General features: G+C 27.8%; 13 protein-coding genes. 6 read left to right on the plus strand and 7 right to left on the minus strand.

Features of this window, described 5'->3' with window-relative positions:
- The 4 genes from NJU99_RS12825 to NJU99_RS12840 form a co-directional block, all read right to left on the minus strand.
- On the minus strand, positions 1-1,845 hold the full coding sequence (locus NJU99_RS12825; RefSeq protein ID WP_254576299.1) for a sensor histidine kinase: 1,845 nt from the start codon (positions 1,843-1,845) through the stop codon (positions 1-3).
- Between the two features lie 154 nt (positions 1,846-1,999).
- The gene (locus tag NJU99_RS12830) at positions 2,000-3,466 is read right to left on the minus strand and encodes a class I adenylate-forming enzyme family protein (RefSeq protein ID WP_254576300.1); all 1,467 of its coding nucleotides are present in this window, start codon (positions 3,464-3,466) and stop codon (positions 2,000-2,002) included.
- Positions 3,459-4,820, minus strand: a complete 1,362-nt coding sequence (locus NJU99_RS12835) for a GNAT family N-acetyltransferase (protein WP_254576301.1) — start codon at positions 4,818-4,820, stop codon at positions 3,459-3,461. Before NJU99_RS12835 ends, NJU99_RS12830 begins: the two co-directional genes overlap by 8 nt.
- An 18-nt stretch (positions 4,821-4,838) precedes the next feature.
- Positions 4,839-7,958, minus strand: a complete 3,120-nt coding sequence (locus NJU99_RS12840; RefSeq protein WP_254576302.1) for an AMP-binding protein — start codon at positions 7,956-7,958, stop codon at positions 4,839-4,841.
- 94 nt (positions 7,959-8,052) lie between these two features.
- Between NJU99_RS12840 and NJU99_RS12845 the strand changes: the two genes are divergently transcribed.
- Together NJU99_RS12845 and NJU99_RS12850 are read left to right on the plus strand one after the other, a co-directional pair.
- The gene (locus tag NJU99_RS12845; RefSeq protein WP_254576303.1) at positions 8,053-8,841 is read left to right on the plus strand and encodes a 3-ketoacyl-ACP reductase; all 789 of its coding nucleotides are present in this window, start codon (positions 8,053-8,055) and stop codon (positions 8,839-8,841) included.
- A 16-nt stretch (positions 8,842-8,857) separates the two neighbouring features.
- Positions 8,858-10,360: a class I adenylate-forming enzyme family protein gene (locus NJU99_RS12850; RefSeq protein ID WP_254576304.1), complete on the plus strand. Its 1,503-nt coding sequence runs from the start codon at positions 8,858-8,860 to the stop codon at positions 10,358-10,360.
- A gap of 15 nt (positions 10,361-10,375) precedes the next feature.
- On the opposite strand, the gene NJU99_RS12855 is transcribed toward NJU99_RS12850, so the two are convergent.
- From NJU99_RS12855 to NJU99_RS12865, 3 genes are all read right to left on the minus strand, one after another.
- Positions 10,376-12,070 carry a ShlB/FhaC/HecB family hemolysin secretion/activation protein gene (locus NJU99_RS12855; RefSeq protein WP_254576305.1) on the minus strand — a complete coding sequence of 565 codons (1,695 nt, stop codon included), beginning with the start codon at positions 12,068-12,070 and terminating at the stop codon, positions 10,376-10,378.
- Positions 12,071-12,088: 18 nt separating this feature from the next.
- Entirely contained in the window at positions 12,089-18,844 is a 6,756-nt protein-coding gene (locus NJU99_RS12860; RefSeq protein WP_254576306.1) for a YDG domain-containing protein, read from the minus strand.
- 132 nt (positions 18,845-18,976) lie between these two features.
- Positions 18,977-19,765 carry a class I SAM-dependent methyltransferase gene (locus NJU99_RS12865; protein ID WP_254576307.1) on the minus strand — a complete coding sequence of 263 codons (789 nt, stop codon included), beginning with the start codon at positions 19,763-19,765 and terminating at the stop codon, positions 18,977-18,979.
- A gap of 123 nt (positions 19,766-19,888) precedes the next feature.
- On the opposite strand from NJU99_RS12865, the gene NJU99_RS12870 reads away from it, so the two are divergent.
- From NJU99_RS12870 to NJU99_RS12885, 4 genes are read left to right on the plus strand one after another with little or no spacing between them, the layout of a single operon-like run.
- Positions 19,889-21,382 (plus strand): ABC transporter substrate-binding protein, encoded by a 1,494-nt coding sequence (locus tag NJU99_RS12870; RefSeq protein WP_254576308.1) that lies wholly within the window; start codon positions 19,889-19,891, stop codon positions 21,380-21,382.
- 9 nt (positions 21,383-21,391) lie between these two features.
- A complete protein-coding gene (locus tag NJU99_RS12875; RefSeq protein ID WP_254576309.1) occupies positions 21,392-22,339 on the plus strand; it encodes an ABC transporter permease in 948 nt (315 codons plus the stop codon).
- Positions 22,329-23,120: an ABC transporter permease gene (locus NJU99_RS12880; RefSeq protein WP_254576310.1), complete on the plus strand. Its 792-nt coding sequence runs from the start codon at positions 22,329-22,331 to the stop codon at positions 23,118-23,120. The genes NJU99_RS12875 and NJU99_RS12880 overlap by 11 nt, the downstream gene beginning before the upstream one ends.
- Positions 23,113-24,507 (plus strand): ABC transporter ATP-binding protein, encoded by a 1,395-nt coding sequence (locus NJU99_RS12885; protein WP_254576311.1) that lies wholly within the window; start codon positions 23,113-23,115, stop codon positions 24,505-24,507. Before NJU99_RS12880 ends, NJU99_RS12885 begins: the two co-directional genes overlap by 8 nt.
- Positions 24,508-24,518: the final 11 nt, after the last annotated feature.

Below are 24,518 nucleotides of genomic sequence, written 5' to 3' on the forward strand. Positions count from 1 at the left end.
TTATATTATGATGCTAAATTTAGCACCATCTTTTGTATTTTCCACATTTAAAGAACCATTCATGCTATTTTCTATAATACTTTTAGATATGTAAAGTCCCAATCCTGTACCTTCAAACTGATGTTTTGTTGTAAAATATGGTTCAAATATTTTAGATATTATCTCCTCTTTGATACCATCTGCATTATCTTCTATACTTAAAACTACTTTGTTATTTAGTTTTTTAGAAATTATTTTTATAGTTTTACTCTTTTTTTCTTTCAAAGCATATATTGCATTTGATATTATTGAAATCAAAACTTGTGTATATTCTTCTTTTAAACCAAATAGCTTATCTTCTTTACTTACATCTACTATAATCTCTATATCATTTTTATAAAGAGTATTTCCTAATATAATCAAAGCTTTATCCACTGATTGAAAGATATAAAACTCTTTACTTGTTTTATTTGGTTTAAAATATGTCAGAAAATCTTCTACTGTTTGAGACATATGCTCTATGTTTTCATCTATATGATTCAACTCTTCTTCTAAGTCTCTATCTTTAAGTTTACCAAGAAGCTTTTTTTCTCTTAAAATAGCAGATGAAAAACTAATAGTAGATAAAGGCTGTCTCCACTGATGAGCAATATTTGCAACCATTTCTCCCATATCTGCCATCTTTGTTTTTTGATATAATAACAACTGAGACAATTGCTTTTCTTCTTGCATTACTTTAAACTTATATGAAACTAAATATGAAAGAATCAGTGCTTCTATTAATATACCTATGCCTATACCTCGTGATGATACATAGTTGAAATCCACAATTCCCATATAAAATAAAATACCATATACACTAAAAAATATATAGAAAACATGTGCAGCTAAAAAGATTTTTATAATTTTATTACCTTTTAAATATATAGATATACTTATCCACATAAATACAACAAGAATGTAATTTAACAATAAAGATAGAAGTTGTATGGAGTGATTAAGATTAATAAATCCATAAATAACATTTATTAAAAATACTGCAATCACACTATTTAAAAACCAATGTTCTGTTTTATATTTTGATTTAGTATCAAAAATAGTTTGAACAAAAAGAGCTAAAAAAACAGGTACTAACATCAAAGCAAAATTAAATCTAGCAGAGACCACTCCATATATTTGAAAATAGTGTGCCAAAGAACCATACATATAAAATATCCAAACAGTAGCAGAAACTAAATATAAAGAGTAATACAAATACTCTTTATATTGTGATGAAATGAATATAAGAAAATTATATATAGCTAAAGAAAGTAATAAACCAACAAACAAGACTCCATCAATTTTTTGATATATTAAAAATTGACTTGATTCTTTCTGGCTTCTTATTGAAAAATTATAAAAATGATAAGCATAAGTTTTTTGATTTATATATATTATTTTTGTTTGTTTAGGATTTAATAAAAACTCATAAATAGAATCAGCACCATTTATATTCATTTTATCTTTTGGAAAACGTTTATTCATTTCTTTAGTATTTAAAAGATTGTTTTTAGCATCTACTTCAAAATACTTTATACTTGCATGGGCATATGCTAGTTCTTGATGTAAAAAAAGTTTTTGTGTAGTATTGGTATTATTAAAAAGTTTTATTCTAAGCCAGCTATTCGTAACCTTTACTCCTAGACTATCAGCATTTTTACCTTTTGAAAATTCAATAGATTTTAAATCTTCAAATTTTAATTTTCTAGTACTATCTATAAAATAATCTACTTCAAAATTTGTTATATTTGAGCTATTTGAATTTATAATAACTGTTGCATTTGCCATACAAACTAATACAAATAAACAATATATTATAATTCTCATACATCTCTTTTTATTTTTATTATAACATAGTTATTTGTTATTTATAAAGTTATTAATTTGATTTGGGACCTTTAGGGTTGTTGATTCATGTATTTTATACAAAATTTAAATATCTTATAAGAAGAAAGAGTTAAACTCTTTCTTCTAAGTTTTTTTAAAAGATTGTCTCTATTGCCTTTTCTTTAACAATACTTTTGACTATTTTTCCATGTTCGTTTATAGGAAATTTATTAAAGATTACTATAGCTTGGGGTCTATATGAACCAAGGTTTTCAATTGCATAATTCATCAAATCTTTATCTGTAATATTTGAGTCAACTTTGTTAACAATAGCACAAACAGGAACATCCTGATGTATTTGATGATTTAGTGAAAAAGCAAAGGCATCAACTACCTCATCATGTTTTAACATTACTTTCTCAATTTGTGATGGATATATATTGATACCATTTAATATCATCATATTATCACTTCTACCTAGAATTATTAAGTGACTACCTTCAGTAAGCATTCCTAAATCTCCTGGGAAGAACCATTCATCTTTAAAAGCTTTATTTGTAGATTCTGAGTCATTTATATATCCATCTACTAACATATTACTTCTAATTTTTATTTCACCTATTTTATTAGGATCTAAATCATTCCCTTCTTTATCAACAACTTTTAAATCTACCTCTTTAATAGGAAAACCAACTGTATCTTCATGTTCAAAAACTTCTTCAGCTTTACATAAACTAACTGTTCCAACTTCATTAATTCCATATCTTACATATATATTTTTTGTTATACTTTTATATATTCTTTCTCTTAAAGACATAGATACTTTTGAGCCATCTATTACAAGTGCTCTTATATAAGGAAAAACTAGACCCTCAAACTTTTCTTGATTTATTATATTTAGCAACTGTTCAATATGAAATACTGTCATATACATAACAGAGATTTTAAACTCTTTATATAATAAAAACACATCTAAAGGATACTTAGTTAATACGCAACTAGAAGCTGATAACAATGCTTGTATATATAAAACTTTTGATGAATAATAACTTATATTAACCAAAGAATGAGCTACATCATCTTTTGAATTATTTAACCAATCTAATGAAGCTTTTGCCCTTTGAAGTTGTTGAAAATGACTTACTGGAATTATTTTACTTTTACCTGTTGTTCCTGAACCTACAATATAAATCCAAGGGCTTTTTGGATTTTTACAATAATTATCATATTCTTCACTACATTCTAATATAAAATTTTCTTGTGAGACTACAGTATATATATTTTCCTTTTTATTATCATCAGTTAAAATACTTTTTATTTTCAAGGTATCTATTAATTCATCACGTTGAGTTTGAGTAAGACTTTTTAATGATATTAGAGTTGCTCCTATCTTTGAAAGAGCAAACATAACTATTAATTCTGCATATTCGTCTTTACATTCAGAACCAATAATATCTCCTGTTAAAATATCGTTCTCATTTAAAAATATAGAAAAGTTATCTATATGTTTTTTTAATTCCTTATAGCTAATTATGCTATCTCCATAATAAACCGCTTCCTTGTTGGAATATTTTGAAGCTTGTAGTTTTACTATATCATATAAGTTTGTCATTTCATTCATTAATTTTTAATCCTAATTTCTCTTTAACATTACTTGGCTTTGCAATTTCTCTACTTAATTGTTCAGTTATATTTACTAATCTTTGAACTAGTAGTTTATTACTTGCTAAAATCTTTTTTTCATTATCATAATAGATATTATCTTCTATTCCTACTCTTACATTACCTCCTGCAACAATTGATGCAATATTAATTGGTAACTGAAATTGTCCAAGTCCTCCAGCAGACCAAATTGAGTTCTTAGGTAATGATGTATAAATATGGGCTAAGTCTTTTATTGTTCCAGAAGCTGTGTTTAAATTACCGAGTAAAATATTGAAATATTTTACTCCGTCTATTATTTCATATCTTTCTAAATATTTAGCAAGATTTATCATACCTGCATCAAATATTTCCAATTCAGGTTTAATATTTTTTTCTTTCATTTTAAATGCTAATTCAGTAACAGTATCAATATCATTAATACTTGCACCAGAGATAAAATTTAATGACCCTAATGTTAGGCTTGCCATATCAGGCTTTCCTAAACCTATTATATCAAGAACCTCTGATCTTTCTTCAATTGATTGACCATTTCGCCCTGAAGTAGTTGCACAACATATTAATTCAGGTCTTTCTTTTTTTATCCTACTAATAATTTCTTCATAATATCTAGCATCATTTGTCATTACTCCATCTTTATCTCTTGCATGAATATGAACAATTGAAGCTCCCAAATCATGAACTAATATAGCATCATTTACTATTTCTTCAATAGAAACTGGAACATACTTATTCAAAGACTTATTAGGTACAATACCTGTTAACGCTACATTTATAATAAGTGGTTGATATGGCGTTATAGGATAAGATTCATTTTCTTTTTTATACTCTTCTTTAAATTTCTCCTTTTTATCTTTAGCTTTCATATATTCATCTAAATTCATTTCCAAAGTGGTCCAATAATCAACATCGTTTTCTCCAAAAGAAATAAGCTTTTTAATTTTTCCTATTTCTTTGTATTCAAAATGCTTTTTATACCAAACTATAGTTTCTTTTCTATCTGAATTTGTAATAACTGATTTTATGCCTTTTTTATACATAACTTCTAGTCTTTTTAATTGTAGTGCTTTACCAATTCCACTACCTAAATATTCAGGTAGAACCACTAATAATGTAGTTTTTCCCTGCTTTTCATTTAAAATTTTATAACCTGATAAGCCAACTATTTTATTCTCTACTTTAGCCACATAATAACACTCAAAATCAAAATCTTCCATTTCAACAGATGGTATATGATGCATATTCCAATATCTTAAAATATTTAAGAACTCTTTTCTTTGACAAGTATTTGCCTTTTCTATATAAAAATCCAAGTTTACTCCCAAATCATTTTAAACAAAATTTACTTTTTCTATTTTATCAAAAGGACTATACTCACTATAAAAAATATTCTGCGAGTCAATAACTATTAATGCATCAACTTTACTATTTAAAAGTAAAGCATTACATCTTGAAATAAAACTATTATCATAAAAATAAACTTCATCATTTCGTTCATTTAAAGTTATTGATTGAGTTACTAAATAACAGTTGTAGCCTTTTTTTACATACTCTTCATGTTTAAGTTTAGCATTAGAATAAATATTATCATCATTACCTATAAAAATTTCTATTGGAATTCTACCTTCATCACTAATATAATTATCTAAATATTTTCCTAAACTATTTTTTGATATTTCTCCTGCACCTAAAGCTGGTGCATAATTAACTTCATTTATTATTGTTTCAGTTTTATGCCAAGGTTTAGAAATATCCTCAGTAATAATATCAACACCTGCTACATCTAATTCAAATAAATTTGCAGCTTGTATTGCAATATCAATATTATCTTTATGAATAATACTTGTTACATCTTCATCAATACCGCCATCTTCAGTTGTTTCTATTTCTCTCAAAGCAATAAAAAGTCCTTTTTTAGGTATGGAGTTTAGATTAAATCCATTTTGTTCTAAAACACTCAAAGCATAATCATCTTTAAAGAATGAATATTTTTGTTCCCAAAAAAACCTATTACTTTCTTTTTCATTTTCCATATCTATCAAAGTTTCTATACTGTTTACACCATCTGCATAAACTCCTATTGGTAATCTTTTCACAGCATATAAAAGTTTATTATTAGATATAAATACCCTGTGACATACTCCTCTTACTTGTTTCTCTACAATAACTTTTTTACTAATTGATAATGAATAGGCTTTATTAAAAGCATTAAAAAGCTGTTCTTTATTGTAAATATTTACACTTACGCCCTCACCTCTTTCCATATCAATAGGCTTTATAACTACAGGATAAGATATTTGGCTTGCGATAGATAATGCCTGTTCGTGATTGTTTGCAAAGCCATGTATAGGAGCAGGAAGATTTGCCGTTTTTAACATATTTGCAGAAATTACTTTATTTGCTGATATGTTCTGTCCCATAGCACTATCAGAAGAGGTACTACTTCTATCAAATTTTTTACCTTTACTTCCCCATCCAAGCTGGTAAATCCCACTTCCCAAATGAAGATATGGTATATTTTTTCTAAATACTTCTTTAAAAAAAACAACTCTATAACTACCTTGAGGCATAGTGTTTAAAATAGGTTTTAAAAGTTCCTCTGCACAACGATTTATAATAAAATCCATGTTTTCAAAAGTTAGTTCAATATTTAACATTTGGTATAAATATTTAAAAGAATTATTTAAAATATTTATATAATGCTCTAATGGTATTTGATCTATGTAACTTAATCTTAATTGAATATTATAACTATTTTCATCTTCTTCAATTCTACATAGTTCCGAATTATCATAAACAGGTATTTGTACAATATGACAAAATCTTTCAATCAAAAGAATCGCTCTTTGACACATAGAATATATATTATTCTCACTATTTAGATGGCATGTTTCAATATCAAAAACTTTACGAAGCCACCTATCTAATAAATCAAAACTAGTTATATCTATTTTTTCAAGTTTAACAGTAAACTTTTTAGTGTTTCTTAATAGCTTTTTATATATTTCTTCTTTTATTTCATTTAAATTAATTTTTCCTAAATCAGTTCTTGGTATTTTACTTAAAAAAACTATTTCATAGGGAGAACTAAATTTTAATTTACTGGAACAAAAGTTTAATAGCTCAGCAGTGGTTATTTTACTTGGTGAACTAACTTCAACACCGCAAATAGGAATATCTTGTAAGTTTTCATCTTTTAAAGAAATACAAAAAGCATCATTGACTAATTCATGTTCTAAAAGTCTATTTTCTATTAAAGAAGGATGGATATTTATACCATTTACAATCATCATTCGATCAGATCGACCATGATGAATAAGTTCATTAGATTCATTAATCATTCCTATATCTCCAGGATAAAACCAACCATCATTAAAATACTTATTAGTATTAACTTCATCATTTAAATAACTACTTATCATTCCAAAACTTTTAACTCTTATATGTCCAATAGTATTAAGAGGTAATTTATTGTTATTTTCATCAACTATTTGAACTTTTACATTGTTTAGAATAGATCCTACAGTTTTCTCAGTTTTATAAACTGCCTTAGGCTTTGCTGAGCTAATTCCACCAAGCTCATTAGTTCCATAAGTTATATATAAATTTTTACTTAAATGCTTTTTAATTCTCTTTTTCAAATCTTCACTAATTGATGAGCCACCTAAAGATAACACTTTTAAAAAAGATAGATGTTCTTTATTATTATCACTTATCTTTGCTAAGATATTTTCTATGTGATATACACTTGTGTGAAGAACGTTTATTTTATACTTTTTACAATGATTTACAAAATCAAAAACTTCATCTTCAAATATAAAATAACTTCCACCTACAAATAAAGTAGCTAAAAATCTAATCTTTGTACTATTAAAATTCATTTTAATTAAAGATGCAACTATATCGCTTTCAGATATGCTTGTTGATTCTTTAGAAATTTCAATTCTTTTTAATTCTAAAGATTGACTTACCTCAAAAAGTTTAGGTTTTCCTGTTGTTCCTGAACCAACAATTACTTGCCAAATTGAAGATGGCTCAACTGAATAGTCTTTTGATATTTTTTTGCAATTAATAAAATCTTCATATTTTATACTTATTAATTCAAGTTCATCAATCGTACTTAGTGTACTATCTGTTAAAAAATATTTTGCATTGCTTTGTTCAACTAATTCTTCTACTTGTTTATTATTAAATTCTTTAGGCAAACTTATAAAAGTAAGCCCCATTTGTGCAGATGACAACATAGCTAGAATAGTTAAATATTCATCATTAAAACTGTGAAAAACTATATCACCTTTTATTACCCCTTTAGAATCAAGATAAAAACTTAACTTTGAAACATCATTATATAATTGTTGATAACTTATAGAATTAGACTTATAATAAACTGCTGTTTTATTAGGTTTTTTATTTAGTTGAATTTTTATAATATCTACTAGGTTAATGGGCATAAGAGAACTCTTTTTAATTATTTTATCATAAAGTAGTATAATCTACATCTAATAAGTATAAAGAAAATTAATAAATTAATTGTATAATTTAAGTATGAATAAGAAAACATCAAAAAATAACAATCCCGTGGCTTTCATAACTGGTTCTAGTAAAGGTATCGGTCTAGAGATTGCAAAAAAGCTTGCAAAAAAAAACTTTAATATTATACTTAATGGAAGAACAGATTCTAAATATTTAAAAAAAGCAAGACAAGACATATTATCAGAATCAAATGTTGATGTACTTTGTTTACCTTTTGATATTTCAGATGTTTCACTGCATCAAGTAATGGTAAAAAAGATAATAGACAAATTTGGAAGAATTGATTGTCTTATTAATAATGCAGGTATTTCAGTTGACAAAAGAGGTGATATACTAAATGTCACTACAAAATCCTTTGATAAATTAATTTCATCAAACCTAAAATCACATTTTTTCTTAACTCAAAATATTGTAGAACATATGATAAAAAGTGATTCAAAAAACTTTAAAAGTATTATAAATATTTCATCTTCAAATGCTCAAGCAGCATCAATAAATAGAGCAGAATATTGCATATCAAAGTCAGCAATTGAAATGATGGGTAAGTTATTTGCAGTTCGTTTAGCTAAAGAAAATATAAATGTTTATAATATACTTCCAGGGCTTATAAAAACGGATATGACAAAACCTGTAAAAAAGAAGTATAACAAGCTTCTAAAAAAAGGTTTCTCTCCAATTAATAGATGGGGAAAACCAAAAGATATTGCAAAAGTTGTATCTTTTATAGCAAGAGGTAAAATGTCATTTGTAACAGGTGAATCAATTCATATAGATGGGGGATTACTAATCCCTAGGTATTAGTAAGTGATAAAAAATAATGATAAAAAATAATATAGAAGACAATTTATCAAAATTATTTGATAAACTATTTATCAATTGCAAAGAGAGTATCTCAAATAATATTGCAATTATAAATGATGATAGAACAATTACCTATTCACAACTAGATGATATATTAAACCACGTAATAACTAATTTAAATAATTTGAAACTAGATTCAAATGATACAATAGCTTTAAGAATAAATAACCCTTTAATGTTATTTGTCTTTTATCTATCTTTACTAAAGATGAAAATATCTCATATTATAGTTAACCCAAATGTAACTTATGATTTACAAGAAAAAGAACTTAATATAATTAAAACATCAGTTATAATCCAAGATTTTATAGATGATAGAGATCTTACTAAAACAGTATTTATTAATGAACATTTAGGTTTTTCTATTTCTGAAAATGATTTTAAAGTTAAAAAAAATATTAAATCAGAATTAGATAAAAATATAGCTTTTATTTTTTATGGTTCAGGAACAACTAATAATCCAAAAAAAATACCAATAACTTGGTATTCATTCGCAGAACAAGTAAAAAGAGACTCAAGTTTTATTGATTTTAACAAAGGTGAAAAATATTACACTTGGACAGAGTTATACTATAATACCCCTAAAAGAAGACTATTTAGTATGCTCTTAGAAGGATTGACAATTTATATCCCAAGTAAAAAACCAGAGGATATTGTATCTTTTTGTTTAAAACATAATATAAATCATTTAGCTTTAACAACTTCTCAATCTAAAATCATGTTATCAAATATCTTGTCTTCAAATAAAGAAAGTTTTTTGAATAAATTTTCAACATTAAAGTCATTAGTAGTATCTAGTTCAATTATCAATGAAAACTTAAGAAAAAATATTCTTAAATACATTACTAAAAATCTTTATATAGGCTATGGCTGCAATGAAATAGGTGAAGTTACAATCTTAAAACCTAATGAAATAAATCAATATAAACATAGCGTTGGTAAACCATTAGAAGGTATTGAGTTGAAAGTTTTTGATGATAACTATAATATTATAGAACATGAAGAGGTAGGTAATATCGGTATAAAATCTAATCATATGATTAATGCTTACTATCAAAATGAATATGCAACTAGTATTTCATTTAAAAATGGTTTTTATTTTCCTTTTGACTTAGGTTTAAAAAAAGATGATTCAACATTAATATTTCATTCTAGAAAAGATGATTTAATAATATTCTCAGGTGTAAATATTTATCCAAAAGAAATAGAAGAAGTATTAGAGAAACATCCATCAGTATTAGAAGTATCAGTTTTTTCTCTAAAAAGTGAAGATGAAGAAGAGTATCCATTTGCAGCTGTTGTTTTAAAAACTCATAGTACAGAAGAAGATTTGATAAATTGGGCTAAAAAATATCTAGGATGGAAAGTTCCAATGAAAATATTCTTTTTTGATAAACTTCCTAAAAACACTTCAGGTAAAATATTAAAAAGAGAAATTATAAAAACAATCTTTTCATAATTTCAAGAATGAAGCCTAAAAGCTCCATCCTGCTTGAAATATAATTCTACTATTTCTTTCTTTTTCAGTTGTTACATCTTTACTATTTGCTTTCCATGCAACTTGTAATTTTGCAAAGTAGTCTTTATAATTTAAATAATATCCTAAACCAACATCTTGTAATGACTCCCTTGATACAGAAATAGAATTATTATCATCATTTGATATAAATGCATTTGCATAGTCATAGAAGATACCAACTCTACTTGAAATACCATTTGTAGTAGGAAGTGTGTATTTTAATTCAGCATTAAAAACATAACCATTTTCAGCACTAAATTCTCCAGATGGATATAACTTAACCCCATCAGTTCCACCTAAAGACAAATCTTCTGTACCATCTAAGTTTTTATCTGATAAAGCATATTGCATATTTAATCTAGTATCTAGAGTAACTTTGGGAGTTAATTCTAAAACATTTGATAAATTTAAATTAACTTTTGAATAATTACCTTCTGTATCAACTCCAGCCTTGTTTGTGCTCTTATCAGAAGCCTCATCAAAACTTAAATTTCCATATGTAAAGTTAAAACCTACTTCTGAAACACTATTTAGCCCATAGGCTAAATAGTTTTTATCATAAGCCAGTCCTAAATTAATTGATTTTATACTTCTTGGATTGATTTTAGTACCTGAAAATTCATCATTTAAATCTTTATGTGAAACATCCATTGATGCATATAAATTTTCTAATCTTGTTCTTTTAATTGGATAAGTTAAGTTTAAATTAGTAGTTTTAGAATCTCCTGTATATACATCATCTGCTACACCAGATAGTTTAACTAAAGAATAAGTCGTATGAGAATAAGAAACTTCACCTCTTAAACCATTTGGCATTAAGGGCATGCTATAAGCTAATCTTCCATTTTTTAAATCAAACCCATTTGTAGTTAATCCAGTAAAAGACAATTTATCTCCTATTTTAAAAGGAGAGTTTGCATTTAAACCTACAATAAATCTGTTTTTACCGGTATTTTTACCACCTGTGTTATCAACTACAATATAACCATCAAATGCCTTGCTAGCTTGTGTTTGCATATCAAAATCAGAAGTTGCTACTTTCTTACCAGGCATAACATCTGCTTGTGTTACTACTACACCTGGAGTGTCATTTATAATCAGCATAACTCTTTCAAGAGTATCTGTTGATATAATATCACCCCTATTTTTTGCATCATCAAGCATTGCTTGAACAACTTCATCTTTTACTAATGAGTTATTATTTAATAAAAACTCTCCATAATTACCTTCAATAATAGCAATTTCAAGTACATTTTTACTTGCTTTTAAATCTTGTACAGGTACATAAGCTCTTGCAACAAAATAACCTTTTGATCTATAATATCTTGTAATTTTAGCTGTAAGTTCACTAATTTGTGTGAAAGTCAAATTTTTATTAGCATAATCTTTCGTTAAGTCTTGTAACTCTTCACTTTTAATATTCTCATTACCACTAAAACTAAAACCATTTATAAGTACTTTCTTCCCACTATCAGCCATAGGTGCTTTATATGTCTTAGTTTCAAACTGAGGAATTTCAATTTTCTCTTTTTTTATATTTGGAACTTTTGTATCTTTTTCTATATCTGAAATATTTGGTACATTAGCACCAAGTAAAATACTTGATGCTAAAAGTGATACTGATGCTATTTTTAAACTTGTGTTTTTCATATTTTTTATTCCTCTATCCTATTTTTCACTATCTTTTACTAAAAATGTTTTATTACCTACAACAAAGAATACTTGATCTACACCTTCAGGTAAACTAACTCCTCCGTTAACTAATTCAACTATTGAGTTATTTGAAAGAGGAACTTTTACATCTGGATTTACAGGTGCATCATTAGCAACATTGTTATTTGTTTGTTTTTGTTTTATTTGAGTTAAAGTAATTAGTTCAGTAACTAACTGCTCTAATTCTGGTTTTGAAACAATATTTGTATCAATGTTAATTTTTACCTCAGGAGCATTTGGAGGTGTAACAGCTATAAACTCTGGTGCTTTTGGAATAATAACATATTTATCATTATCTTCATTATATGTAATATTATAATTTGAAGCTTCTACTCCATTCCCTAAATATATATCATAACTACCTGTAGCTTCACCTTCTTCTCTACTTAAAGTTCCAGTTACATCACTTAAAGAATCTGTTGAAGCTAAACCTAAACCTTTTGATGAATCAACAAATACATCTAAATCCACTTCTGGATTTCCAAAGATTTTTGACTTAGAGTCAGCTACAATAGTAATATCTCTTAGATTAATATCTGCACTTGTACTTGCTGTTGTATTTACTATATTATAGTTCCCTGCATCTTCTCCACTTTTCCCTAGACTTGATACTGTAACTGCTTTATCTTCACCTACATTTTTATCTGTAAAATATGAACTTCCACTAAAGCTTACTGAATCCTCTCCTATTACTCCACTTGAAGAAAGTGTTGTACTCGCATTGATCCCACCATCATATATCTTATCTTGTGCTACTGCGCTTACTGTGATATCTTTTGCTGTGATTGTTGCTGTTGTATTTGCCGTATTATTTGTAATATTATAGTTCCCTGCATCTTCTCCACTTTTTCCTAGACTTGATACTGTAACTGTTTTATCTTCACCTACATTTTTATCTGTAAAATATGAACTTCCACTAAAGCTTACTGAATCCTCTCCTATTACTCCACTTGAAGAAAGTGTTGTACTTGCATTGATCCCACCATCATATACCTTATCTTGTGCTACTGCGCTTACTGTGATATCTTTTGCTGTGATTGTTGCTGTTGTATTTGCCGTATTATTTGTAATATTATAGTTCCCTGCATCTTCTCCACTTTTTCCTAGACTTGATACTGTAACTGTTTTATCTTCACCTACATTTTTATCTGTAAAATATGAACTTCCACTAAAGCTTACTGAATCCTCTCCTATTACTCCACTTGAAGAAAGTGTTGTACTCGCATTGATCCCACCATCATATATCTTATCTTGTGCTACTGCGCTTACTGTGATATCTTTTGCTGTGATTGTTGCTGTTACATTTCCTGAATCAGTTAAACTATAGTTACTTGAATCTTCACCATTTAATGCAAAATTTAAACTTACAGTTTTATCTTCACCTACATTTTTATCAGCAAAATTTGCATTTGAAGTAAATGACACAGAATCTTCACCTAAAACTCCTGATAAACTTCCTTCATTACTTAAGCTTGCATTAGTTGTTGCATCATATGTTTTATTAGAAGCAATAATTCCAGATACACTTAATTCTTTTTTAGTAATTGATAATTCACCTGTTTGCTCACTATTATCTTCAAATGCATACCCTAGAGCATTTGATAATCCGCTATTATAAGTTACATCATAATCACCAACAACTCTATATCCTGAGCTTGAAACACTACCAGACTCTGTAGTAAATGAAGCAGTTCCTGTTGCACCTAATTCATCAGCTGTATCACCATTTACAAAACCACTATATGAAGCCGAATATTCAGTTGGTACACTCTGTCCATATGTTACTTCTTGTTCTTCAGCAGATACTTTTAAAATAGGTTGTTCTCTATAAATAGCATATGTATCTTCACCTAAAGAAGCAGTAAAGTTACTAGCACTTTCATCACTGTTGTATCTTGAATTACCCTTTGATATAATATTAGATAAACCTAAACTTCCTTCTATACTACCTGAGAAAAGTTTAACTCTTGAATCTTCTCCAGCTGTTATAGTAGAGTTATTATTAATTACAATGTTTCCACCAGTTTTTGTACCAGCTGAACTATCTTTACCTGCATTTAATACTATTGCATTTGAGTAGCCTAATGTAGTTTCAATATTACTATCAACTGTAATGTCTCCAGTTTTTGTTGCAATATCAATTGTACCACTTGCAGATATTCCTTCTGTTGAAGAGATTGTTTTAATATTTAATGCTTTAGTATTTAATAAGTTCACACTGCTTGCTGAACTTACAGCTAATTCATTTAAATTATGACCAGCTGTAGGTGCTAAATTATATGTAGTATTATTTCCTATTAACTCTAAAGAATTTGCAGTAATTGTTCCAGTAGCACTAACAGTTGAATTAGCTGTTTTTGTCTCAACTAATATATCTTCTGCATTTAAATCGCCATTAATATTTACAGTTCCTGATGTATAAGATTGATTACCTTTTGTTGAAATTCCATCCAATGATATAGAACCATCTTCTCCATTATCAAATGAACCTTGATTATAAGAGTCAACAATTAAAGTATTAAGTTGATTAGTCCCTGATGTTGTACTACTAACAATACTTACATCACCTGCATTATGAGAATAATAATCGCTTAATTCATGAGTAGTTCCATCACTAGTATTAAAGTCATCATTTCCAGTGTTTGTTGAAGTATTAATATTTAAAGTTAAGTCCTCTTTTGTAGCTGATAATCCACCATCTATTGTTACATCACCTGCACTTGCATTTTGTTTATTGTTTGTATCACTCCATGTATCAATTTGAACACTGTTTGCAAGCTGAACATCACCAGTTAAAGATATATCAGCTTGGTTTGTGTATAAATTTCCATGAAGAGTAATCGTCTTACCATTATAAGTTTGTGTACCATTTTCATCATTATGAGTTGTATAAACACCAGGTAGTGAAATATCTCCTGCTTGAGCGTCTTCCCCACCAGCTGTATTTATATTTATAGATTTAGTAGATAAATTACTTTTATAATATGTATCCGAAAGTACTACATTTCCACCATTTTTACCGACTGCTGTTGTAGAAGTATCAAATGTAGTATCACCCCAAGTATATGTTTGAAGATTTCTACCAGAAAAAATAATATCACCTGCATCTGCAACATTACCTTGCTCTGTGTCAATTGTAAAATTACTTGTTTGAATTCTTGTATCACCAGTTGATTTAAAATCTCCATTTAAATAAATATTTCTATATAAATAGATATAGCCATCATTTGTATCTGTACTTCCCTTAGAAGTTAAAGTAAGATTTTTTAAGAAACTTCCAGCATTATTTGATAGCTCACTATTTAGTAAAATATAATTTCCACTTGAATCACTCGAACTTGAATCTATTAATAATGAGTTTGCATCCTCACCTACACTTGATATTGTTCCATAAGTATCAATACGTCCAGAGTTACCAGTTGAAGTGCTATTTGACATATCATCAGCATTACTATCGATATTAATAGACCGCATCAATTCAATTCCACTTGAACCATAAAGATTTATACTTCCACCATTTGTTAAAATATCACCATCTAATGTAAGTTTTGAACCTCTAACGTAATAATTTCCTGTACTCAAACTATTTCCACTGAATCCATCAGTTGATTTTGTACCAATTTGAATATTTCTACTATATGCAGTAAAATTAAAACTTTTGTTTCCATTGCTTAATTTAACTTTATCTGAATCTAAAATAATACGTGAACCATCATCTACTATATTTAAAGCATCTCCATTTGCATAATCTACATTTATAGATTGAGCTTTATTTGAGCTTTGTAATGTAATATTAGTATCATCAAAATGATTTTCACTTAATTCATGAATACTTACATTACCACCTGAATATAAATCAACAGATAATGTATCGTTTTGGCTATCATATGAACCTTTTTCGATTTGAATATCATAACCATCATTACCTATACCTTGATTTACATCACTTGAATAATTAGTAAAACTCACTGTTCCTGCAGTAATTTGTTTTACTGGATTTTCTGAATCATATAAGTTTTGAGCTTTGATACTTGAGTTATTACCTGAACTAATAGTTGCTGTGAAATTAGATTTTCCAGTATTTATAGAATCTTCACCAAAAATTATATCTCCATTATATGAAACTATAGAAAGTGATTTTGAGCTACCACTATTATTTGATTTATCATAACTAGTTCCAAGGTTAGTTCCTGTACTATTATTAAAGTTTTCTCCATCTGTACTACCAGATATTGTACTTACAAGTAAGTCTTCACCCGTTGTAGTTAGATTAAAAAAGTCTCCATTTGAAGACAATACACTATGTTGACCTGCTTGATTTCCATATCCACTAAAAGTTAAAGAAGAATAATCACTATTTGCAAGATATGAACTTCCTCCATTATTGAACAATATTAAACTATTTTCACTATCTACTTCAAGAGGATTTGTTATGGTACCAATATTTGTTCCTCTAAGATAAATTGAATTTGCTCCAGAAACTTCACTTATATTATCAAATTTTGCAGAATCAGAACTTACAATATTTGTAGCATACAAAGAGAACGAGGGAGAGTAATAATTTTTTGTAAGCATTGCATTATTTTCTAATTCTATATTTGAAGCTGTTAAAGATACAGATGTTGGGAATACAGATTTTACAGTTTCACTAAATGCATAATTGTTAGAATCATCACCTTTCGTGATTACTCCATCTGTTTGAACTAACATATTTCCATTTGTTACATTTGCTAAAACATGACCTGCACCAGTACTATTTGCATCATCCATTATATTTATACTTTGAGTACCTGTTGTAGAAGAACTAACAGTTAAATCAATACTTCTAAATATCTGCTTATTTATTTCACTTAGATATGTATTACCTAATGTATTTGTAATATTTAAAGTTCTACCATAAGAGTTTATTCTATATGATGAACTTTCTTCTCTATTATTTCTCCCAGCAGTTTGTGAACCTTGAATTTTTATAGGATTTAAAGATGTTCCTATCTCACCTTTTGCTATTAGTCTAACATCAGAAGGAGTTACTATATCAGCAATTGAACTATCAGTACTTCCACCTATTATTGAACCATTTGCAGAAGACAATATTAAATCATCTTGTGAACTTATTTGGTAATAGTAATATCTATTTCCACTGTTGAAATATCTATAATAGTTATCTATATAAAGTTGTGATTTATTTAAACTATAAGTTGGACTATCAGTAGCAGCTGAGTTATCTGCAAGTGTAATATCATCATTTACTTTAATATCTATATTACCAGCACCTACATCAATAAAACTTCCTGTAGACATTGTAAACTTTTCACCTGAAGCAGTTACAGTATCATAAGTTCCACTTACACTTCCTACATAAAAATTACCATCATTTGTAGAGATACTACCTTCTGCTCCAAAGTTTATATCACCTGTATTATTAGAATCAATGTCTGCATTTAATACTACATTTAATCTTCCACTTGTTGAAGATATTGATTTATTAATATTAATATCTTTATTTGCTTTTAAAGTAAGAGTAGTAGCGCTTGAACCAGTTTTTTCAATAGTATCATTGATAGTAATATTACCATCATCTTCTCCAGTACTAGCACCTGTAGCAGTCGTTGTATCAAGTGTAACATTTGTAGTATTTAAAGCTGTAGAAATAGTATCACCTGAAATAGATGTACCACTTGTACTATCAGAACCAGAAGAAGTAACTTCTATATTAACTGGATCTATAAGCCATGTACCAGTTTTACCCTCTTTTGATTTTGTAGAAATTTTTATATCTTCATCAATATTTACTTCTTTACCTGATGTTTCAATAAACCCACCATCAGTTGAAGTATTAGACTCAGCTTTTATTTCACCTGAAATATTTGCTGTCCCACCATGAGCAAACATTTCAACCTTACCAAATAAATCATCAACTGAATTAGCTTCTACAACTCCTGTATTATTTACAACACCCTTTAACAGCTCATTTACAGCATTAGTTGTAAAGTATACTTCTCCTCCATCAGCAATAACTGCACCAGAATTTTCTACGAGTGCATCAAGAACACCCTTGTTTACTTTTAAATTTACTAATGAATTACCATTTAAATTAACTCTATAATCACTAGCACCAACTAAATGCACTTTTCCTCTAACAGCTTTTATTGAACCTGCATTTTTTACTTCATTTGAAGCTAAAACTACAGAACCACTGTTTGATACTTCTATTGTTCCTAAGTTAATTACAGATTCAGAAGAAGCGTTTTTAAAGTCATAATTACCTAAATTAAAATCCTCATCAGATAATTCAGCAGTAGTTGCTAAAAGTCCTGCTGTATTAACTTTTGCATTTTTGCTAAATAAAATTCCATTAGAGTTCAAAATCCAAACTTGACCATTTGCATTTAATGCTCCATCAATAACTGATTTTTCATTACCAACAACCCTATTTAAAGTTATTGATGATGCATTTGGTTGTTTGAAGTTTACAGTTTCATTTGATTTAATAGAAAAATCTTGCCAATTTATAGTAGCTTTATTTGAGCTTTGGGTAATATCAGTAACCGCCCCATTTTGAGAAATATTTGCATTTCCTGAAGTTACTACACCCCCACTAGGTGCAGCGAAACTAAGAGTTGCTCCTCCTAGGAATGCTGATACAATCAAAGATATTTTCCCACCTTTTAATATCCTAAACCTAGATTTATAATCTACAAGTCTTTTCATAAAGAGTCCTTTTTAATATACACAATTATATTATTTTATCTTAAAAAAGGATTTTTTACAAGTTATTTATTGTATAACTAGATTATTTTCATACTTTTTAATAAAACTAGTTTGTTCTAAATAATAAATACATTATTTCTCCCAAGAAATTAAAGCCCACTGCACAAACTCTTCTTTTTGTTTTTTTTCTATATCTAAAGTATCATAGTAATTTTCAAGTCTTTTTATTTCATCTTCACTTAGTCCATCGATACTCCATGAAACTGACTCTATAAACTTCTCTTTTGAAGTATAAATACTACTTCTTCCTTCGCTTTGTATGAAATTTACTGAGGCATTTATTCCCATTTGATATAAGACATTTAGTACATAAATATAATCTGGTTTTTTGATTATTTTTCGCTGCATTACATCTAGTATTTCATCTGATACAAATGAGCCACCTTTTTTATAAGAAATTATTACTTTTTTATTTGCTTTATTATTTAGTTTTGTTAAAGCTTCTTTCATATCTTTTACTTCCATTGACCTTGAAGCTATTACTAAATCTGCATTTGGTATATCATCCCATGAGTCGTACCAAGATTTATTTATAGTTTTTATATTTGATATATTATTCTCTTTTGCATTTTGTTTTAAAATCTCAAGCATACCTGATGAATAATCCAAACAGTAAACCTCATCAAGTTTTGATGAAAGCCTCAAAGATAAGTTTCCAACACCACATCCCACATCAAGTAAGCTATTTATTCCTTCTAAATCAAGTTTTTCTAAAAACTGTTCATTATAAATCGACTTATGTACCCTTTTATTCATAGAAGGTGCCTTTTCATCCCACGCTTCTTTTCCTTTAGCCTTAAAAGATGTAAGTTCTTTTTGTTTTACATACAATTCATTAAAATCTATATCTTCATAATTCATATTTTTCCTTTGAAACAGAATATCAAATAATAAATTAAGAGAAAATATACTATATTGCAACTAAGTTGCAGTTAATAAATATTTAAATATGATTCCAATTATTATTATCTTAAAGGAATTAAAATGAAAAAAATATTTATAATTGCATTTCTTGCAATTTTTTCTATACTAAATGCCAATAATCTTAAAATTGTTGGTCCACTAGAAATTAAAGGTTTAGAACCAAATAAAGCAGGTTATATTTTTTCAAGACTTCAAATAGGTGAAAACCTAATCACAATTGATGAAAAAGGTGAATTAAAACCAGCACTTGCAACAAACTGGCAAGCATCAAAAGATGGATTAACTTGGACATTTAAAATAAGAGAAGATGTTAAGTTCCATGATGACACAAAATTAGATGCAAACATTGTAGCTTTTAATCTAAATAGAGACTCTATTTTAAAAAAAAGTATTCTAAGATATTTACCAATTGAAAAAATAGAAGCTTCAGAAAAATATGAGCTAAAAATAAAACTAAGCTCAAAAGTAAATATACTTCCTGCATATTTTGTACACTATAGCACACTAATTTTAAGTAAAAATTCATTTGATGAAAAAAAGAAAGTTACAAAATTCATAGGAACAGGTGCCTTTGAAATCACAAGTATGACAGCTCCGTTATCTATAAAAGCAAAAAGATTTGCTCCTTGGTGGGGAAAAACAAATGAAGTAGAACAAATCACATACAATGCAGTTGGAAAAAATGAAACAAGAGCTTTAATGATAAAATCAGGAAATGCAGATATTGCATTTTCAATTCTTCCTATTTCACTTAAATCTCTTAAAAAAAGAAAAGATTTAGATATTCAAACAGTAAAGATTTTCAGAACTAGAAAACTAAAAGTAAATGCAGGAGATGAAATACTTAAAGACTTAAATGTAAGAAAAGCTGTAAGTTATGCCATAAATAGAAAAGCAATAGCAAAAGCAATTTTACAAAATGAGTCATTAGCAGCAACACAGATGTTTCCACCAGAGCTTGCTTCTTGGTACAATAAAGATATTGAACCTTTAAATTTCAATATTAAAAAAGCAAAACAACTTCTTGCAAAAAGTAACTGGCAAGAAAAAGATGATGGTTTTGTTTATAAAGATTCAAAAAAATTACAACTTGAACTTATCACTTATCCAAACTGGCCAGAGCTTCCTATTATTTCAACTGCTATTCAAAATCAGTTAAAACAAGTGGGAATTGATTTAAAAGTCTCAGTTACAAATGCCTCTGAAGTGGTTAGAAGACATAAAGACAACTCTTTACAACTTGCACTTATTTCAAAAAACTTTACTTTAATACCAAATCCTTTAGGTGTGATTTTACAAGCTTATGGAAAAGGTGGAAATGACTGGGGTTCTATGAACTGGGAAAATAAAGAGATGTTTAAAAACCTTCACTCTTTATATGAAAATGAAAACCTAGCATTACAAAAGAATATTAGTAAAATTCTAAATGAAGAGTTACCAGCTATACCTGTAACATGGTCAAGCTTAACTGTTGTTTCAAGTAAAAAAATCAAAAATTTAAAAGTTGATTCTTTTGAAATTTCTTATAACTTAACTGATATAAAATTTAAATAAAGGAAAAACTTGGAAAAAATCTTTTTAAAAAGAGCCTTCCAAGTTGTAATAATAGCCTTAATCTCAAGTAGTATTGGATTTTTAATGATGCATTTACTACCAGGGGATATGGCTATGAGAATTGCAGCAGGAAGATATGGACCTGATGGTATAACAGCAGAAATAGCACAAAGTGTAAGAGATGAACTTGGATTAAATAGACCCTTATATGAACAGTACTTTCTTTCTATTTACAACTTCTTAAAACTTGATTTAGGTTATTCTCTTGTTAGTGGTGAAAGTGTTGATAAAGAGCTAAAAATACAATTGGGTTATTCACTTTTATTAACACTTAGTACTTTTATAGTTTCACTGATAATTGCCGTACCTTTAGGTATTTATACAGCTACTACTAAAAATAGATTTGTAAATATAATTGTGATGTATGTATCTATAATTATTAAAGCTATTCCTCCTTTTGTTTTAGGATTGCTTCTTATTTTAGTTTTTAGTATTTGGTTTAATATTCTGCCACCAGCTGGTTTTGATAGTTGGAAGAATTTTATACTTCCATCTTTAACACTTGCTTTAGGTTTAGCAGCAGTATCAAATAGGTTGATAAATGATTCAATGAAAGATGTACAAAATTCATCATATTTTAAATATGGAAGATATAAAGGCTTATCAAAAAGCACAACTATAAAAAGACATGGAATAAAAAATGCTTTGATTCCACTGTTATCTTTTCTAGCTTTACAATCAGTTTACTTAATTGAAGGTGTAGTTGTAGTTGAAACTATATTTGCTTTTCCAGGAATAGGTCATGCTTTAGTTCATGCAATAGTAGCAAGAGATATACCTATGATTCAAGGAACAGTTTTGATTATGGGACTTCTATTTGTATTAATCAATCTTTTAGTGGATATTTTGTCTTATATTTTAGATCCAAGACTAAAGGAGAAAAACTATGCAAAATAGTAAAAAAAGCTTATATATAGGCTCGTTTATATTAATACTATTAGCCTCATTTTCAATTGTCTCACAAATGATTTACAATTATGAAAGTGATCAACAAGATTTAATGAATACTTTTGCAAGTCCTAGTCTAAGTCATCTTTTAGGAACAGACCAATATGGAAGAGATGTGTTAATCAGAATAGCACAAGCCACACAATTGTCTTTTTTCTTAGCTTTTATTACAACAATAACAGCTTTAGTTCCAGGAGTTATATTAGGTATATTAGCTGCTTATAAAGGAGGAATTATAGATAAACTTTTAGGCTTTTTATGTGATGTATTATTAGCTCTGCCAGGTTTACTTTTAGTACTTATCTTTCTAGCATTTTCTCCTGGGAACTTACTATTTTTATATTTAGGACTAGCCCTTACTCTTTGGATAGAGTTTTTTAAAGTAAGTAGAGCCAAAACTAAATCACTTTTAGTTGAACCATATGTTGAAGCTACTAAGTCACTAGGATTTAGCTTTTCTTATATTTTAAAAAAACTTATCTTACCAAAACTACTTCCTTTAGTTTTTACTATTAGTACTTTTTCTATGAGTACTGCTATTATCGCGATTTCCTCACTTAGTGCAATTAGCGTAGGGCTTAGACCTCCTACAGCTGAACTTGGAAGTATGATAGTTGAAGTTTTACCTTATTATGAAGAAGAGCCTTTTTTAGTATTACTTCCTTCACTAATAATATTTTTAATAGTTTTAAGCTTACAACTTATGTCAAAAAGGAGTGAAGATGTCTAAGCATATAATCATAAAAAACTTATCTGTTTCCTCAAAAGATAAAATCCTAGTTGACAATATAAACTTAGAAATAAGTACAAAGAAACCTTTGGTTCTATTAGGAGAATCAGGCTCAGGTAAATCTCTTATTATAGATGCCCTGATGGGTATATTACCAAAAGAGCTAAAAGTAAAAGGTGAGATATTTCTAAATGATATTGACTTACTAAAACTTAATAAAAAACAAAGACAAGAACTTTGGGGAAAAGAAATAGCTTTACTACCACAAGAACCGTGGAGAGCTTTAGACCCAACTATGAAAATAAAAGAACAAGTAAAAGAAGTAAGAGATTTTGTATATCAAGATAAACAAAGTACAAAACGTGTACAAAAAGAGCTAGAAGATGTAAGCCTTGAAGCATTTGAAGATTCATACCCTTTTGAACTTTCAGGAGGAATGTGCCAAAGATTAACTATTGCAATAACACATTGTCAAGAAGCTAAAGTAATTTTAGTTGATGAACCAACAAAAGGTTTAGATAAAGAGCTTTGTGACCAAGTTTGCCAAAAACTTCAAACTCATATAAAAGAGAATAAACTTTTATTTGTAATTACCCATGATTTAGAAATAGCTAAAAGCATTAAAGGTTCTCTTGGAATCATGCTTGATGGGAAATTAATTGAGTACAATACAACAAAAGAAATCTTTGAAAATCCAAAAGAAGAGTATACAAAAGAACTTATAAGTTCAGATGCAGGATTTTGGCAAATAGAAAAAACTATTCCTAAAGATAATCTTATAGTAAAAATAGATAACTTGTCTAAAAACTTTGGAGAAAATCAACTTTTCAAAAATCTCTCTTTTGAAATAAGCAAAGGAGAAATAGTTGCAATTATAGGTAAAAGTGGAAGTGGTAAAAGTTCTCTTGGAAATATAATCCTAGAAAATATAAAAGCATCAAGCGGGAATATAATAAAAAACAATAAATATAAAAAGATTCAATTTCAAAAGATTTATCAAGATCCGCCAAGTGCTTTTTTACCTGAACAGATTTTAAAAGATGGCTTTGATGATTTATTAAAACTTTATGATATTAGTAAAGAAAAGTTAGATGAATATTTAAAAGATTTTAATTTATCAGAAGATTTATTACAAAGAAAGCCAGATGAAATTTCAGGAGGAGAACTACAAAGATTATCAATAATTAGAGTATTACTTTTAAATCCTATTTTTATCTTTGCTGATGAAATAAGTTCACGACTTGACCCTATTTCACAAAAAGAAGTTCTATTTTTATTAAAAAAAATAGTTGAAAGAGACTCTTTATGTGTTTTACTTGTAACACATGATATTCAAATAGCTAAAAAACTATCAAATAAAATCATTGATATTGAAGCTTATAAATAAAGAAGATTTAT

This window comes from Arcobacter roscoffensis (assembly GCF_024267655.1).
Lineage (GTDB): Bacteria > Campylobacterota > Campylobacteria > Campylobacterales > Arcobacteraceae > Arcobacter_B > Arcobacter_B roscoffensis.